Annotated in this window: 11 protein-coding genes; 4 read left to right on the forward strand and 7 right to left on the reverse strand. The window is 43.6% G+C overall.

From position 1 onward, the window contains the following. Positions 1-183: 183 nt before the first annotated feature. From MWU82_RS13105 to MWU82_RS13115, 3 genes are all read right to left on the reverse strand, one after another. Positions 184-705 carry a hypothetical protein gene (locus tag MWU82_RS13105; protein WP_247096696.1) on the reverse strand — a complete coding sequence of 174 codons (522 nt, stop codon included), beginning with the start codon at positions 703-705 and terminating at the stop codon, positions 184-186. Continuing rightward, positions 698-1,678 (reverse strand): hypothetical protein, encoded by a 981-nt coding sequence (locus MWU82_RS13110; protein ID WP_247096697.1) that lies wholly within the window; start codon positions 1,676-1,678, stop codon positions 698-700. The genes MWU82_RS13105 and MWU82_RS13110 overlap by 8 nt, the downstream gene beginning before the upstream one ends. Before the next feature lie 349 nt (positions 1,679-2,027). After that, the gene (locus tag MWU82_RS13115) at positions 2,028-2,348 is read right to left on the reverse strand and encodes a hypothetical protein (RefSeq protein ID WP_247096698.1); all 321 of its coding nucleotides are present in this window, start codon (positions 2,346-2,348) and stop codon (positions 2,028-2,030) included. Positions 2,349-3,228: 880 nt separating this feature from the next. On the opposite strand from MWU82_RS13115, the gene MWU82_RS13120 reads away from it, so the two are divergent. From MWU82_RS13120 to MWU82_RS13130, 3 genes are read left to right on the forward strand one after another with little or no spacing between them, the layout of a single operon-like run. Continuing rightward, positions 3,229-6,249: a SusC/RagA family TonB-linked outer membrane protein gene (locus tag MWU82_RS13120; RefSeq protein WP_247096699.1), complete on the forward strand. Its 3,021-nt coding sequence runs from the start codon at positions 3,229-3,231 to the stop codon at positions 6,247-6,249. Positions 6,250-6,258: 9 nt separating this feature from the next. Continuing rightward, positions 6,259-7,662 (forward strand): RagB/SusD family nutrient uptake outer membrane protein, encoded by a 1,404-nt coding sequence (locus MWU82_RS13125; RefSeq protein WP_247096700.1) that lies wholly within the window; start codon positions 6,259-6,261, stop codon positions 7,660-7,662. Continuing rightward, positions 7,659-10,565 (forward strand): insulinase family protein, encoded by a 2,907-nt coding sequence (locus MWU82_RS13130; RefSeq protein WP_247096701.1) that lies wholly within the window; start codon positions 7,659-7,661, stop codon positions 10,563-10,565. The genes MWU82_RS13125 and MWU82_RS13130 overlap by 4 nt, the downstream gene beginning before the upstream one ends. Positions 10,566-10,647: 82 nt before the next feature. Here the strand turns inward: MWU82_RS13130 and MWU82_RS13135 are convergent, their stop codons facing one another. The 4 genes from MWU82_RS13135 to MWU82_RS13150 all read right to left on the reverse strand — a co-directional run bounded on the left by MWU82_RS13135 (position 10,648) and on the right by MWU82_RS13150 (position 13,027). Beyond that, positions 10,648-10,917: a DUF6520 family protein gene (locus tag MWU82_RS13135; protein WP_247096702.1), complete on the reverse strand. Its 270-nt coding sequence runs from the start codon at positions 10,915-10,917 to the stop codon at positions 10,648-10,650. 145 nt (positions 10,918-11,062) lie between these two features. Further along, complete coding sequence (locus MWU82_RS13140; RefSeq protein WP_247096703.1) at positions 11,063-11,509, reverse strand: MauE/DoxX family redox-associated membrane protein; 447 nt, start codon at positions 11,507-11,509, stop codon at positions 11,063-11,065. 82 nt (positions 11,510-11,591) lie between these two features. Continuing rightward, positions 11,592-12,563, reverse strand: a complete 972-nt coding sequence (locus tag MWU82_RS13145; protein WP_247096704.1) for an AraC family transcriptional regulator — start codon at positions 12,561-12,563, stop codon at positions 11,592-11,594. Positions 12,564-12,625: 62 nt separating this feature from the next. Next, on the reverse strand, positions 12,626-13,027 hold the full coding sequence (locus MWU82_RS13150; protein ID WP_247096705.1) for a hypothetical protein: 402 nt from the start codon (positions 13,025-13,027) through the stop codon (positions 12,626-12,628). Between the two features lie 165 nt (positions 13,028-13,192). Here MWU82_RS13150 and MWU82_RS13155 point away from each other — a divergent pair, with 165 nt between their 5' ends. Further along, positions 13,193-15,622, forward strand: a complete 2,430-nt coding sequence (locus MWU82_RS13155) for an aminotransferase class I/II-fold pyridoxal phosphate-dependent enzyme (RefSeq protein WP_247096706.1) — start codon at positions 13,193-13,195, stop codon at positions 15,620-15,622. Positions 15,623-15,740 lie beyond the last annotated feature (118 nt).

Below are 15,740 nucleotides of genomic sequence, written 5' to 3' on the forward strand. Positions count from 1 at the left end.
AAAGACCGTTTCGGGGAAGAATTCTTCCCCGAAACGACCAATATTAAAGAAAAATTGTTGAATTTAGAGATGTCCTAAAAAGGGTAAGGCTACACATTCTTGTTGAAATAAAACTTTCAATATAATTTTGTAGTCGATAAAATGTGAAAATACACGATACTCAAAATAATCTTATGGCTTTGTTTAATCAGTGCTTTTATCTTGAACAGTAAGAACACCTGAAAGTACTAACAAACTTCTCCATAAAACAAGAGAAATAATCACAATACCAAATATGCTAAAATAAAAGAGTACTTCAATTTTAATATTAGCTGCTAAAAGTTTAATACTAAATCCTAAAATAGCTATTACCAATAATTCTTTAACCCCATTTTTTAAATGTCGTATTGTTTCCACGTATAAAGGGGAATTCAAAAAAAGGTTAAATATTGAAACCTTTTTGTATGTATCCTCTAGAGTATTTCCTTTTTTCTTTTTAATTGGTTTGGCACTTATTTTAAAACTTACCAATAGGGTCAAGAAAGTCAGTACAAATCCTGCCGAAGTAAAAGCTATATTTGATATGTCAGTAACAATGGAAATTAAGAGTTCTTCCCTGGGAATAATAACATAGCAAACATAGACCATTATAAAGAATGCTGATGTAAACACAACAGCAATCAATAAATCCCAAAATATTGAATAACTAAAATATTTATTAAGCATCCGCATAATAACTAGCTATAAATGTATTTAACTCAGGGTCAATTAATGTATACATTTCCTTATTGGAAAAGTCCTGTAGAGCACCAATTTTGATAACTATTTCCTCCCTAGTCTTTGAAAGATTAAATATGTTTTCATCGCCATGAATATCTTCATATCTAACCTCAAAATTTTCAAAATATTTAATATTCCTTTCTTTGCTTTTAAAAACTCTTAGCATTCCTCTAAACCAATCATTTGCCTCGTAGTTTATATCAATAGGTGCACTGGAACCGGGAATTTGAAAATATGTCTTTAATCGAAGAAATTTTGGTTTGAACTGACTGGCAATGTTTCCCATGGACGAATAATAAGTCTTTTTTACATCAACATCCATCTTTGCAAGATTAGATGGTTTCAATTTTATATCCATTGAAAGTACATTCTGTAAACGAGCCAAAGTCTGGTCTAAGGTGCTGTTATACAGAATAGTTATTTCTGTGGCCTTAGACAGTTTAAGATTATTGGGACCTGCAATATTTCTTAGATAAAACTCCAAATCCTTTAAGCGAGGTCCATTGTGATTATATTCCGCACAAATAATACATGTAGAGCCGCTAAAATCAATAAAAAAATGAGTTTCTTCAACAATATCGCCATCTAAAGAGCTAAGGGGTAAAAGTTTGAATTTATCAGTAGGCTTAAGTTTAGGTTGTTTCCCCTTTCTCAATAAGGCCATTGAACAACGGATTCGTCTCTCTTTAGGTAAAATTCTATGGGTAACCATATAAAGTTCTCTAGGTTCCGCCTTATCTTGGTTTTCATGTCTATCTATCAAAAGACCATTCCCATTTCTCCTTTCCGCTCTTAAATATGAAAAAACCTCCTTTAAAATACTTGTTGTATTGTGAGTTGTTTCAAAGTCCTTATAAGGTACGAATTTTAATGTGTTTAAATAAAGTCTTAACTCACGAAATTTTTTCCTTCTCGCCATTCTAAAAAAAATGCTTAAATAAAACCTAATGCAATGTACACAATTTCTTACTTAAGCAAAATAGATATTTTCTTTTGCTATTTTATAGAAGATATGCCGAAGATTGTATTTGAATAATCAAAAGTTATGATTAAATGGGAACACTACCATTAAAATATATCCCTCTGATTTGTTCCCTTTTATAAAAAAAAAACCATCAACTTATTGTTCTTTTCAAAGGTCTTTCCTATATATGTTGTGGTTCTAACTGTGTTAGATCAGGGACCACATGATTATGGTAATGCTACATGGCCTTTTCCTTAAAGTTACTATTTAAAAGGGAGTGTAGAATTTCTAGCCGTCTTGTCTTTTATTCAAAAGGTTGTTTGAAATCTTTAATATCATTGGTTGTGACCGAATCATATATTTTGGCAAAGTCACCTAAGGTATATCCCATGGCTTCAATAATTAAAAATAATGATCCGCAGGCAGGCGTTGTTTTTGATTTTGCATTGAAAATATCTGAAACGGTAGCTTTTCGTAAGAATGAGGCCAATGCAATTTTATTATAGCTTTTGGCAATTTCTTCCTCATTGTGATTATTAGGTCTAAAATTTTTGGTTGTATCCAATAACCTGTTCAGGCTAATTGCAATCTTAATTTTAATATCTGGAATTAATTCCTCTTTCATATATGCAATTAACTATTTCGTGAAAAATATATCGGTACGCTTTGGCGTACCGATATATTTTTTTATATTTGGTTTGTTATCATTCATTTATGATGATAATTGAATGAATAATGCGATTCTTCTTTGTTTGAATTAGTCTAGAAGCAGTCGCTTGGATTCCCGGTCTAAAAACTGGTAACTTGATGCACGGGATGATAAGCAAGATGCCCATGACCCGGGGCATGGGTTTTCTTATCAGAGTGTACTAAACCAGTTTTAGGACCTTAAAGTGGGTTACAGCCCACTTTATGCCGAGCGTTGTTTTATTTAGAAGTTTTGCAAGTAGTAACTTAAAGGCTAAAAGAGCTATGAAACACATCTTTTGTAACTTAAACGGTAAAACAGCCACTGGGCAGCTTACCGTTCTTTTGCAGCATACCATGTATGACATTCTCTTTACCAAAAAGCCCAAGAACCCAATATAGGTTAGCATTGAATTGGTTAAAAAAGTAAACCAGTTCATTTATTATGGGATTTGTGTTGTACCCTTTTTTCCGGAACTCGAAAATCCTTTTATCCCATAATCACGATCCACACATTTTTGGCATCCGGCCAAATAACGACAAAGCAACCTAAAGTCATTTAAGGTTATCCCTTTTCGCTCCTACAGTGCTACGCTATAGCATTGTTTAAAGGCTAGGGGAGAAGCCGTACAATGAGCTAGGTGAGGTATGCCTAATCGGCAATCCAAATCTTGCACATTAAAGAACAACACCAACCAATAGATCCTTACTGCCTATGACATAGAACATATACAAAATAGCCTCCCAAACCCTGTTAGAAGCAATCGTTTGGAAGGCCTTAACTAAATAAAACTAAGTTTCATCTAATCTTCAAAATTATGAAAAATAATCTTGAGTACAGGGGTGTTATACGCCTATGTCTACTATATATCTGCTTTTTAGTTCCCCCACCATACTTTGCCCATTTCCCCCATGGGCATTGTTTTAAGGATTTCACTATCCTGGAATACCAGCAACAGCACCAAATTTTAGGTACTATTACCGATAGCTATGGCCCTATGTCCGGCGTACATATCCAGATCAAAGGTAGCAATACGGGCACTTTTAGCAATCAACAAGGGGAATACTCCCTAACCGTAAACAATAAGGACACTTTAATCTTTTCCTACTTGGGCTACCACAGCAGGGAACTGCCCATACTGGGCAGGACTACCTTGGACGTACAAATGCAGTCCGAGATTACCAAACTCCAGGAAGTGGAGGTGAATGCCGGTTACTATACCGTAAAGGAAAAGGAGCGCACCGGCAGCATTGCCAGGGTCACCACCAAAGAGATAGAGCTACAACCTGTAGTAAGTCCGTTAGAGGCTCTACAGGGCAGAATGGCAGGGGTAGAGATGGTGCCCAATGGAAACCTTCCGGGTATGGCGTCCACCATCCGTATCCGTGGTACCAACAGTTTGCGTTCGGAAGGTAATCTCCCTTTATATATAGTGGACGGGGTTCCCATAAACGCTGCTCCGGTGGAGAGCAATAGCCTCCTGGGTGCCACCGGTATCGATCCCCTGAATACCATAGACCTTAACAGTATAGAAAGCATAGAGGTATTAAAGGATGCCGATGCCACTGCCATCTATGGTTCCCGTGGGGCCAATGGGATTATTTTGATCACCACGAAAAAAGGGACTGGTAGGAAAACAACGATGGCCGCACGTGCCTATAGTGGAATGTCCGTGGTACCCAATAGCTTGGAGCTGTTAAATACCCAACAATATATCCAAATCCGTAAAAAGGCCTTTGAGAACGATGGCGTTGAGCCCAATTTGTCCAACGCTTATGATCTGTTGCTTTGGGATCAGAACAGGTATACGGACTGGCAAGAATTTTATTTTGGTGGCACTGCTACCATTACCAATGTGGATGTCTCGGCAACGGGGGGCAATGAAAATACTTCCTTTCGTATGGGCGGATCCTACCAAAAGCAGGGGACGGTCTACAGAGGGGACCATGATTATAATAAGGTAACGGCATCAGTCAACTTGAACCATACGACAAAGAACAAGAAGTTAAGTATGGACCTATCGGTAAATTATGGGGCGGATACCAATAACTTGTTGGCAGGGGGCGTAAACCTAACCTCCTTTGCATTTTTTCTGCCACCCAATGCACCGGCAATATTTAATGGGGATGGCAGCCTAAATTGGGACGAATGGGAAGAAATAGGGTGGAACAACCCCTTTGAAGGGTATTACAACCATAGCCGGACACAGGCCAATAATCTGGTATCCAATATGGGACTCCGCTATGAGCTGTTCAAAGGGCTAAGCTTCAGGACCAATTTGGGATATACCCATTATCAAAGCACGGAATCCATAAAAAAGCCCAAAAGGTCCTACAGTCCCACCACTAGGGAAAGTATAGGCCATTCCTCGGCCTATCTCCAATCCATAAGAAAATCATGGATAATAGAACCACAGTTCAATTACACGCTACAATGGGGCAAGGTAAATATAAACAGTATTGTTGGAAGTACCTTTCAGCAGTCCACCGGTGCCATGATGGGCATTCAGGGAGAGGGATATGCTTCCGAAAGCCTGATCGGCAATTTAAATGCCGCATCGGATCTACTGTACCCCACTTCCCAAAACTCCGTCTACCGTTATTCCGCCCTGTACGCCCGCTTGGGACTTGATTGGGAGAAAAGGTTCTTCCTCAACCTTACCGGTAGACGGGACGGTTCCTCCCGATTCGGGCCCAATAAGCAATTTGCCAATTTCGGGGCCATTGGAGGGGCATGGTTATTTTCGGAAGAACCGGTCATGAAGGATTTTCTTTCCTTTCTCAGTTTTGGTAAGCTCCGGGGCAGTTATGGAACAGCGGGAAACGACCAGATCGGGGATTACGGTTATCTGGATGCCTATGAGGCAACCCCGGGACCAGGGGGGCTATATCCCACCCAGCTTGCCAATCCGGACTATTCCTGGGAGATCAACAAAAAATTGGAGGCCGCCATGGAACTGGGCTTTTATGACGACAGGATCCATCTTTGGCTGAGCTGGTACCGCAACCGTTCCTCCAACCAACTGGTAGGCTATGTATTGCCGGATATGACCGGATTTTCTTCGGTACAGGCCAATCTGCCCGCTACGGTCCAAAATACAGGTTGGGAACTGGACCTTGCCACCCAATTGTTCCGGAGAGGGCACCTAAAATGGAAAGCAACCCTTAACCTGAGCTTGCCCAGGAACCGATTGGTCAGCTATCCGGATATAGAGCAATCCCCATATGCCAATACATACAGGGTAGGGCATCCATTGAACATTTCATTACTCTATGAATATAACGGCATAGACCCCGAAACCGGCCTTTATAGTATTTCGGACATCAATGATGACGGTAGGTACTCGTATGAAGACCAAGTGGTGGTCCAGGATTGGGGCAGGGAACTGTTCGGGGGCATAAATAACGCCCTCCAGTACAAAGGGCTATCCCTGCAGTTTTTATGGCAGTACGTAAAGCAGGAAGGGAAGGTTTCCCTTTTTAGAGCCGGGGACCTAAGTACGCAGCTTGCGTTGGTCATGGACGCACTGGAAGCGGAAAGTAGCTACCAACAGGTCTCACAATCGTCCGCTGCTGGCACAGCCTATATAAACGCCCTCAATACAAGGTTACCGGTCCAAGATGCCTCCTTCTTACGTTTAAAGACCTTGTCCATTGCCTATGACCTCCCTTCCAAGGTGTTGGGGAACATAGGGTTGGATGCCTGCAGGTTGTTCGTGAACGGATATAACCTGATCACGGTTTCCCCCTATGGCGGAATGGACCCGGAAATGCCCCTTGGGGGCACAACCTTTTCCGGCTTACGAACTATTTCATGTGGATTACAACTCAATTTTTAAACAATGACTATGAAAGCATACCTATTAAAAAAAATGGGCATTGCCCTAACCGTTTTGGGAACACTTGTGGCCTGTGAGGATTTTATAGAGGTGGAAGCGCCGGATTATAAAATAATTAGGGAAGAAGTCTTCAATAATGACGAAACGGCCATGACCGCACTACAGGGGATATATAATGAACTGTTCAACGCTTCCTTTATAAACGGTTCCCTTTCCAGTGTCAGTGTCCTATGTGGACTATCATCCGATGAACTACAATGCCTAAAGGAAACGGACCATGCCCGCTTAGAATTTGAACAAAACAATATCCTTCCGGACAATGAGCATGTTGCCAATCTTTGGTCAAGCGCCTACAATGTAATATATATGGTGAATTCACTATTGGAAGGTATGGGGAATTCGGACCAAATAAGCCCGGAGGTGCGGCAGCAAATGGAAGGGGAGGCCAAATTTGTGCGTGCCTTTGCCTATTTCCAATTGATAAATTTATTTGGGGAGTTACCCCTGTTGCTCACAACAGAATATAGGGCAAATTCCCTGGCCGCCAGAAATACCAAGGAAGAGGTGTACCAACAGGTGATCAAGGATCTAAAGGTAGCATTGGAAGTACTGGACGGGGAATACCGCAACGGGGACAGGACCCAGGTCAACAAATATGTAGCCATGGCACTATTGGCAAGGGTATACCTCTACTTGGACGATTGGGAAATGGCCGAAGAGTTCAGCGGCAATATTATAGCGGAAACAGCGACCTATAAGATTCTGACGGACCTGGACCAGGTTTTTTTGGCCAATAGCAGGGAGGCCATTTGGCAATTATCGCCCATTGGCAGGGGCAGTACACGTACAAATACCAATGAGGGCGGTTCTTTTATCATACATCCCATCTTTCCATCCCTGTCCAATTTAAAATTGGCGGCCGGTATGGTAGATATTTTCTCCGTCCAGGATAAGCGTTTGTCCCATTGGACTTCTTTCCATGAAGGAGCAAATGGCCATTATCCCTTTAAATACAAAATAAGGAACAGTACTGCGGCCATCACCGAATACTCCATGGTGCTAAGGTTGGCAGAACAAATTTTGATCAGGGCGGAGGCCTTGGCCAGAATGGGCAATATTGGCGGGGCCATTGCACAATTGGATATTATTAGATCCAGATCGGGCCTGGACCTGTTGGCCGATACCGATCCCGGAATTGGAGAAGAGGCCTTGATACTGGCCATTCTAGAGGAAAGAAGAAAAGAATTGTTTACGGAGTGGGGGCACCGATGGTTCGATCTGAAGCGTACAGGTTACGCAGGGGAGGTATTGGGCAGTAACCGCCCCTTATGGCAGGATACGGACCTTTTATATCCCATTCCCGAAGGGGAGCGGGAGAAGAATCCCAACCTTGGTCAAAACCCTGGATATTGAAAAAATTAAAACCGGTCCCTATGAATATGTTCAGAATTATTTTTTATGTGCTCTTCCCGTTCGTTGGGGTATTTGGCATGGAGGCACAATCGGTGGATTCCATCCCATTGGACGGCAGTATACGATCCGGCCGTTTGGCCAACGGCCTTACTTATTATCTCAAACCTATAACAAAGCCCCATTCCAAGCTGTATTTAAGTTTCTATGTCAAGGCCGGCTATTACCAACAGGACCCTGGCCAGTTGAACATACCGCATGCCGTGGAGCATTTGGCGTTCCGATCCAGCAAAACGTTTCCCGAGGGTATCTTTACCAGTGTGGAACTGTTGGACAGTATCGGAATGAGGACGTTCGACCTTGGGGCATATACGGGCCATTCTTCAACCTCCTATAATTTTGCGGCACCTTCGAACAATGTAGGGGCCCTTGAGGTGGGGTTGTCATGGTTTAGGGATATTGCCGATGGATTGAAATTACTGGACAAGGATATAGATATGGAAAGGGGGGCATTAAAACAGGAATTCCTACTGAGACAAGGAAACAAGATCCATGAATTTTATGCCGAGACCAAACTGTTTGCCCAACTGTTTCCCTGTCGCAAGGACTACAGTAACTTTTTCGAATATCACAGCAGTTTTTCGCCAAGTGTATTACGGTCCTTTTACCGGGATTGGTACCGTCCCGATCTAATGGCCGTGAGCGTTGTTGGGAACATAGCGGACCTTGACGATATGGAAAGGCGCATCATAAAGGGATTTTCCGATATCCCTTCCCCCAAAGACCCTAGGGATCGGGAAAATTGTGATTCCCTTTATTTGGAGCGCCTACCACAGTTAGCCACGATAATCCGCACCCGGGATACGCTTAAATCTGTTTCCAATGATGGGGTGGATATAAAATTGTTCTTTCGCGACCCGATGACTGGAAATCAAATCCACGGCACTCGGGGGATCCAACGTCGGATTATGATGGAGCTGTTCAGTAATCTGCTCAATAAAAGGTTTGTGAAAGTAACTGGTTCCTACGAGAACGGACTTAAAATTTATAGTGGGCATTCCCTAAGGTGGAACAGGTCGCCATCTGCATTAATGGTCAATATAACGAGTGACGGGAAGCGTGAAAAGATTGGACTACAAAGGGCCATATCCGTGCTGCACCAGATAAGGGAGGAAGGATTTTTACAAGGGGAATGGAATAGGGCCAAGGAAGAAATGCTCCGTTCCCTGAACCGGACAGGGGAGAAATATTGGGTAGATCAGATAAAGAAGCATTTTGTAAATGGCGAAGCGCTGCCCAACAACAAACGGGAAGGTTTAAAAAAATGGTATACCGATCTTTCGTTGGATGAATTTAATGCCTTGGTCAAATCCTTTATTTCCATGCCGGAAGATATTGGTATAATAGCACCCAATGGGCATAGGGCATTGTCCTATGAGGGGGAAGCGGTACGCAATTGGATAAGAGAGGCCTATTCCCTGCCCCTAGGGCAAAGGAAAAAGATAGAAGCACCTACCGCCCTTATGGATCAAAAAGAAATTGCCCAGCTAAAAGAGGCCGAAATTATTGAAGATAGGACGATGATCTCGGGAATGCGGGAAATTGTTCTGGGAAATGGTGTAAAGGTCGTTCTGATGTCCTATAGGCCATCCGCGGGTATCAATGACAACAAGATATCGCTCCACGGGTTCAGCCCATATGGGGCATCTTCCTTCCCCAAGGGAGATTATTTTTCCGCGACCAATGCACCGGATATTATCTTGAACGCCGGGGCGGGGACAATGGACAAAACAAGGTTGCGGCACTTTTTGGAAAGAACGGATTCCTTTTCCAATGGCCTATTTCCCTACATAGATTATCAAGAGACAGGGATAAGGGGCGATGCCTCTTTGGAGGAACTTGAAATTATGCTGCAACTGTTACATTTATATTTTACGGTACCTAACAAGAGCGAAAATGCTTTTGAAAAATGGAAAAAGGATACTGAAAGCAATTATCTACATACCTCCTATAATCTGGTCAATGTAGATTTCAATAATTCAATTCGCGAGTTCACGGGAGATAGTTCCCTTACCCGAATCCTTGGTAGGCCGTACCTAACAGGGACAGCACTATTTAATAGCATTAAGGGGACGGATTTGGATGCGGCCTATTCCATTTATCTAAAACTCTTCGGGAACCCAAGCGACTTCACCTTTATGATCAGTGGCGAGTTCGATGTTCCGAAGATACTGCCGTTATTAAAAAAATATTTGGGAAATCTTCCGGATAGAAGGGATTTCATCAAAGATCCCGTAAAAGGCCACGGTCCCAAAACGTTGCCCACAGGACCATCATATACGGTTCTTCCACCTCCGCCATATGAAACTAAAAATGCAAGCTATGCCTTGAAGTATATTAAAAACGTTCCCCCGGATTCATTGGATTGGACAGAAAAAATTAAAGTAGAGGCCTTGGCGGCGGTTGCGGAAATGATGCTATGGCAACTGCGTTTCGATAAGGGCTACTCGCTATATCTGGTTGGAGTGGACGGTAGGTACAATAATTGGACATCACGTTTTGAAATAACATTTCAATTTGATTGTGAACCGGAGGAGTTGGCACAACTTGAAAAGGAATGTAAGGACATTGTTTCTGACATTAAATCCGGAAACTTAAAAGAAGAATTCTTCCAACAGGGAATAAAGCGGTTACGGACTCTCTATAATGTGGATAGAAGTAGTGGTAATAGACAAATGCAGAACCGAATGTATGGGCATTACAGATTTGGTATTCCATGGACAACGCCAAAGGTAAAGGTGGACTTTATAAATTCCCTTGATAGAGAGGATATCATTGGCACGGCCAATAGGTATTTTGACGAAAGGTTACAGTTTGAGTTCGTAATGGGGGACGGGTCTTTTTAAAACCACTCATGGAAGACTGATTGTAGTGGGACCGTTTTTACTTATGGAAACGGTCCCACTTTTTAAATAAAATCAGATAAAATTAGTACAATTGGAATACAGTTCCATCCCCAGGTTTAGGAAGGGGATCGCCTTCGTTGTCATAAACGTCCAATGGGGTTGCTCCAGGAGCCAACCTAACTTGGCAGGTAGTGGATCCTGAATTACACTCCAGGGCATCTATTTCTTCCCAAGAATCACCAATTTTGATGTAATCATGCTCGGGATCCGCCCCCAAGGTAACGGAGGCAAAGGACAGTGTAATGGCAAAGACAAATGCCAACATCGGTAATATCAATTTCAACTTTTTCATGATAATATAATTTTAATTAATAATAAGTGCCTACTCTCTTATACAGGTTTTCGGTCTTCCCCCTGCTCTTGTTGCGCAACAAAATATCTTCATCTTTTTTACTTTATATATTTGGTTCCATGATCATCTATGATCCTTGTAGGATTTAGTTCCATGGTTCGTTTTTAGGTTTACGGGAGAACCATATGGCCGTTAAGGCCAATAGGAGCAATACCAAATTGAGAACCAAGTGCTGTTCCCAAGACAGCAGGGAAATAATGCCACCACAGGAACAGGGCCTATAGGGGGCAAAAAACACTATGGCCAGGGTGTAACTTGTAAACAGGAGCATAAGGCCCATGGATCCATAAAGACCCATCAATCTGGTCTTTCTCCAAATCAATAACAGGGCTACGGCCAATTCCGATAGCGGTAAGGTCCAAGTAGCCAAAGAAGCCATGGCCTTGCCCCCAAGTACCGGTGAATTCCTGATGTTGTCATAGAACAGATGCCCTTCCAGGAGTTTGGTGAGTCCGGTGTAAGCAAATAGGATAATGAACATCAAGCTGCTGAGCTCTACAATTGTTCCCCTGTATTTTTGATGCCATTTCATATCATTTGAATTGATATGGTAAAGGTCGGGAGTTGAAATTGCTTGTAAAGGATAATTACTTATCCCAGAGGGATTTATATATCTAGAGCTCTCCCGAATCGGCTTTTTCCCTGAAAATTTTTGGCGAATGTTCGAATTGCTCCTTGAAAGCCCTTGTAAAATGAGGGGCGCTTTTGAAGCCTACCATCTTGGCGATGGACTTGAAGTTCAGTTGGGTATATTGTACCAAGGTCTTGGCCTTGCGCAACCTTTCCTGTACCAGATATTTGAATACAGTGGTGCCATAAAGTTCCTTAAAACCATATTTCAGCTTGAACTCATTGGTGCCCAATTGGTGGGCCAGGTCCTTAAGGTTGGGCAGGTCCATCTGCAGGTTGTTGAGGATCATGTCTCGCCCTTCCCTTATCTTGCGGATGTCCTCATAACTCAGTTTGACCTTTGGTTTTGTTCTGTTCTTATGGGAGATTTGGTTGTTCAAATCAGAACTTATGGCAGTTTGGTTGCGTTCTTTACCGAATGTCCTTCCCGTAGTGGTATGGACTACGGTGATCAAAATGTTATGGGAACCGTCCCGTTCGGATTTTATGGCCGTGATATGGCAGCGGTTGGGGACGACCAGATTTTCATTGGTCATAAAACTCAGGGGCAAGGTCATATCATAAAAGCTCTTTTTGCGAAGGCTCTTCCATTTCTGGTCCCAATCCGTTTTGGAGGTTTCCGTCAATAGCTCCGAAAACGGTTTTTGGACAATATGGCCATGGAGTTTGGAGAGGATGGTACAGGCCTTTTGGTTGGCCATTTGGACCAGGCCTTCGCCATCCAGTAAAAAACACATCTGCACCAAATGTTCGGTGGTGCCCTTGGAACTCACATAGCCCTGATGGTAGAAGGATTCCTGGATCTCTTCGGCCAGCATGTTGAGCACGATGGCCAGGGCCTCGACATTGTCGTTCCTATCGGAGGTCTCCAGACGGTAGAAGAAATTACCTCCGGCCATTTCCAGAAGCATGTGCTGGATCTGTTGCATTCTATGTTCTGTTCGTAATGGGGACATTGCTATGTTTTATAGGTTAGTACGCAGGGGGTATTACATTGTATTTTAATGGTTGATAAAGTTCAAAAGAAGACCGGTGCCAAGCCCAGGCCCAGGAACTTGCCCAAAAAGGCCAGGGCCTTGGAAATTTCCCGAAAGGAGGCCGTGGGGATGTCCGGATGGTTGGTCATAAGATAGAACCTTGTCATGACATCGGTCACGGGCGGCTCAATGATAAAGGCCAGGGCCTTTATCAATAGGGAACCTTCCAGGGCCAGATAGTCCCTCGCTGCCTTGTCCACCTTGCGCAACTGTCTAATATCGCATAGGACAGGATAGGCCCGTTCCTCCTGGAACATCAGTCGGTCCCTTACTATCCGTTTAGACGCCTGGAGGTCGATTGCTACTCCTTTTTTGTAAATGATATGTACAATGTTGTCCACAAGCATGTACTGGGTGAAATCGTTTTCAAAATAATTGTGCATGATCCTTAAAAACTGGTAGATAGTTCTAAATTTACAAAAATATAAGGATTGTGAATTTTAAAACCCGCTATGAGTCCCATATAAAGGGAGTTTTTCTTGTCCGAGAGGGATTAAAACTTATCTGAGAGGGATGAATTTTGTGTTAGGTAGTATAAAATCCTACAAATGCCACTACATTTTAGGGACCAAACACAAATGACCATGGCAAAGATCAAGCACAACAATTTTTTGGACACCGTCAACGAGGTAATAACCGATGCCGCCAAACAGGGCATACTGCACCTATATGCGGAAGGGGAGGAATTTACAGGAAGGACCATCGGAGTAGGGGGCAAGGCCCTCTACCATTTTGGCACCACCGGATATCTGGGACTGGAACAGGATCCCAGATTAAAGGCGGCCGCAGTGGGTGCCATCCAAAAGTACGGTACCCAGTTTCCCCTGTCCAAATCATATATCTCCCATCCGTTATATAGTGACCTGGAGCAAAAGATAGGACATATGTACGGGCAGCCTATTATTATTACCAAGAACAGCACCCTGGGGCATATGGGCGCCATTCCTAGCGCCGTGGACGATAGGGATGCGGTCATCCTCGACCACCAGGTACACTGGAGCGTTCAGAATGCCTGCAAACTGCTAAAGAATCGAAGTGTTCCCGTGGACATGGTCCGCCATAACAATCTGGGCATGCTCGAGGACAAGATAAAATACCATTCCCGAAAGCGGAAACGTATCTGGTATATGGCGGATGGGATCTATTCCATGTTCGGGGACAGTGCGCCCCTACACCAACTGATGGCCCTTTCGGAGAAATATCCCCAACTGTATTTATATATCGATGACGTTCATGGCATGAGCTGGGCGGGGAGACATGGTACCGGTTTTGTCATGGAGCAGCTAAAGGAGCTTCCAAATAATATGCTGCTTTTTGGGACATTGAGCAAGACCTTTGGGGCAAGCGGGGCTGTACTGGTATGCCCTGATAAAAAAATGCACCATAGGATAAAGACCTTTGGAGGGCCATTGACCTTTTCGGCCCAATTGGAACCGGCATCCGTCGCGGCAGCCTCTGCTTCGGCGGATATCCATCTTTCCCCGGAGATCTACAGGCTCCAGAACGAATTGAAGGAACGTATTCAATATTTCAACGCTCTACTAACAAAAACGGATCTGCCCTTAGTGGATAAGAATGATTCACCGGTGTTCTATATGGGTACCGGGATGCCCAAAACAGGCTACAATTTTGTCAACCGATTGATGGAGGAGGGGTTCTATGTCAACCTGGGATTGTTCCCGGCAGTACCTGTAAAGAGCACAGGGGTACGGATCACCATTTCAAGACATAACCATAAGGAAGAAATAGGTGCATTGGTGGAGGCCATGGTCCATCATTATCCAAAAGCCCTGGAGGAGACCGGGACCGATCTGGACAGGGTACGCCATGCCTTTGCCATGACAGCCTCTAAAACAGTACCAGTAGTTGTTCATGAAGAGCTCGATATCCGATTGGAAAATTCTATAACCAAGGTGGAGAAAGAGGTATGGAACAGTTTAATAGGGTCACGTGGGGTCATGGACTGGGACGGCCTGTTGTTTTTGGAGACCAGTTTTCAGGGGAACGATCTCAAGGAACACAATTGGGAGTTTAGATATCTGATCGTACGGGACGGCAAAGGGAAGCCGATATTGGCCACCTTTATTACCGCAGGGCTTTGGAAGGACGATATGCTGGCCAAGGAAAGTATATCAAAAACCTTGGAAAATATTAGAAAGTTCGATCCCTATCATTTGACCAGCAGGGTGCTGGCCATCGGTTCCCTGTTCACAGAGGGCAAACATCTGTTTCTTGACCAGAACCACCCCTTAAAGGACAGGGCGCTGAGGGCACTAATGTTGACCCTGGAAACCTTCGGACATAAAATGGGTACCAAAATGACCGTTCTCAGGGACTTTGAACCGGATGATGACTTAGGGGAATTTATTATCGGCCAGGGTTTTGTGCGTATTCAAATGCCGGATTCCTGTGCCGTGGACCTAACGGGGCATGCAGACATAGAAGCCTATATCTCCGGGCTTTCGGTACGTAACCGCCGTCATTTCAGAAAGGAGATAAAAGCTTTTGAGCCTCAGTTCCAAGTCGATATCCTACAAACTTGTAATGAAGAACATTTGCAAAAGCTTGTGGCACTTTACGGCAATGTCCATCGCAACAATCTCGGACTGAATACCTTTTCCTTTCCGGAACGGGTCTTTAAGAATATGTCCGATAATCCAAATTGGGAATTTATAGTACTTAGGTTAAAGACCAGCCCACAAAAACCCATAGGGGCAATGTTCTGCTACAAAAACCAGGGCAAAACTTACGTCCCGGCCTTTGTTGGTCTGGATTATACTCATGTCACAAGTCACCATACCTATCGGCAATTACTGTACCAGACCATTAAAAGGGCCATTGCCCTCGGCTTTTCCGGTATCAACTTTGGAATGACCGTTGCCTTCGAAAAACGAAAGTTGGGTGCAACCGTTACCGAACAATTTGCCTATGTACAGGCTTCCGATAACTTCGTGATGGAACTTTTGGGAACCATGTAGGATGAAGGATAAACCGAAAGGGGATGAAGTATCAAAAACTGGTATCGGATTTCAAGAACCAACTCGATAGGCTGGAGAACGGGAACGGCGACATACTCTTCAGGGCCGAGTCGGGCAT

It is taken from the genome of Arenibacter sp. S6351L (assembly GCF_023016025.1).
Taxonomy (GTDB): domain Bacteria; phylum Bacteroidota; class Bacteroidia; order Flavobacteriales; family Flavobacteriaceae; genus Arenibacter; species Arenibacter algicola_B.

Excerpts from the sequence above, each read along its gene's own strand:
- MWU82_RS13105 (WP_247096696.1), bottom strand. The coding sequence starts at position 705 with ATGCTTAATAAATATTTTAGTTATTCAATATTTTGGGATTTATTGATT.
- MWU82_RS13110 (WP_247096697.1), bottom strand. The coding sequence starts at position 1,678 with ATGGCGAGAAGGAAAAAATTTCGTGAGTTAAGACTTTATTTAAACACA.
- MWU82_RS13115 (WP_247096698.1), bottom strand. The coding sequence starts at position 2,348 with ATGAAAGAGGAATTAATTCCAGATATTAAAATTAAGATTGCAATTAGC.
- MWU82_RS13120 (WP_247096699.1), top strand. The coding sequence starts at position 3,229 with ATGAAAAATAATCTTGAGTACAGGGGTGTTATACGCCTATGTCTACTA.
- MWU82_RS13125 (WP_247096700.1), top strand. The coding sequence starts at position 6,259 with ATGAAAGCATACCTATTAAAAAAAATGGGCATTGCCCTAACCGTTTTG.
- MWU82_RS13135 (WP_247096702.1), bottom strand. The coding sequence starts at position 10,917 with ATGAAAAAGTTGAAATTGATATTACCGATGTTGGCATTTGTCTTTGCC.
- MWU82_RS13140 (WP_247096703.1), bottom strand. The coding sequence starts at position 11,509 with ATGAAATGGCATCAAAAATACAGGGGAACAATTGTAGAGCTCAGCAGC.
- MWU82_RS13145 (WP_247096704.1), bottom strand. The coding sequence starts at position 12,563 with ATGTCCCCATTACGAACAGAACATAGAATGCAACAGATCCAGCACATG.
- MWU82_RS13150 (WP_247096705.1), bottom strand. The coding sequence starts at position 13,027 with ATGCACAATTATTTTGAAAACGATTTCACCCAGTACATGCTTGTGGAC.
- MWU82_RS13155 (WP_247096706.1), top strand. The coding sequence starts at position 13,193 with ATGCCACTACATTTTAGGGACCAAACACAAATGACCATGGCAAAGATC.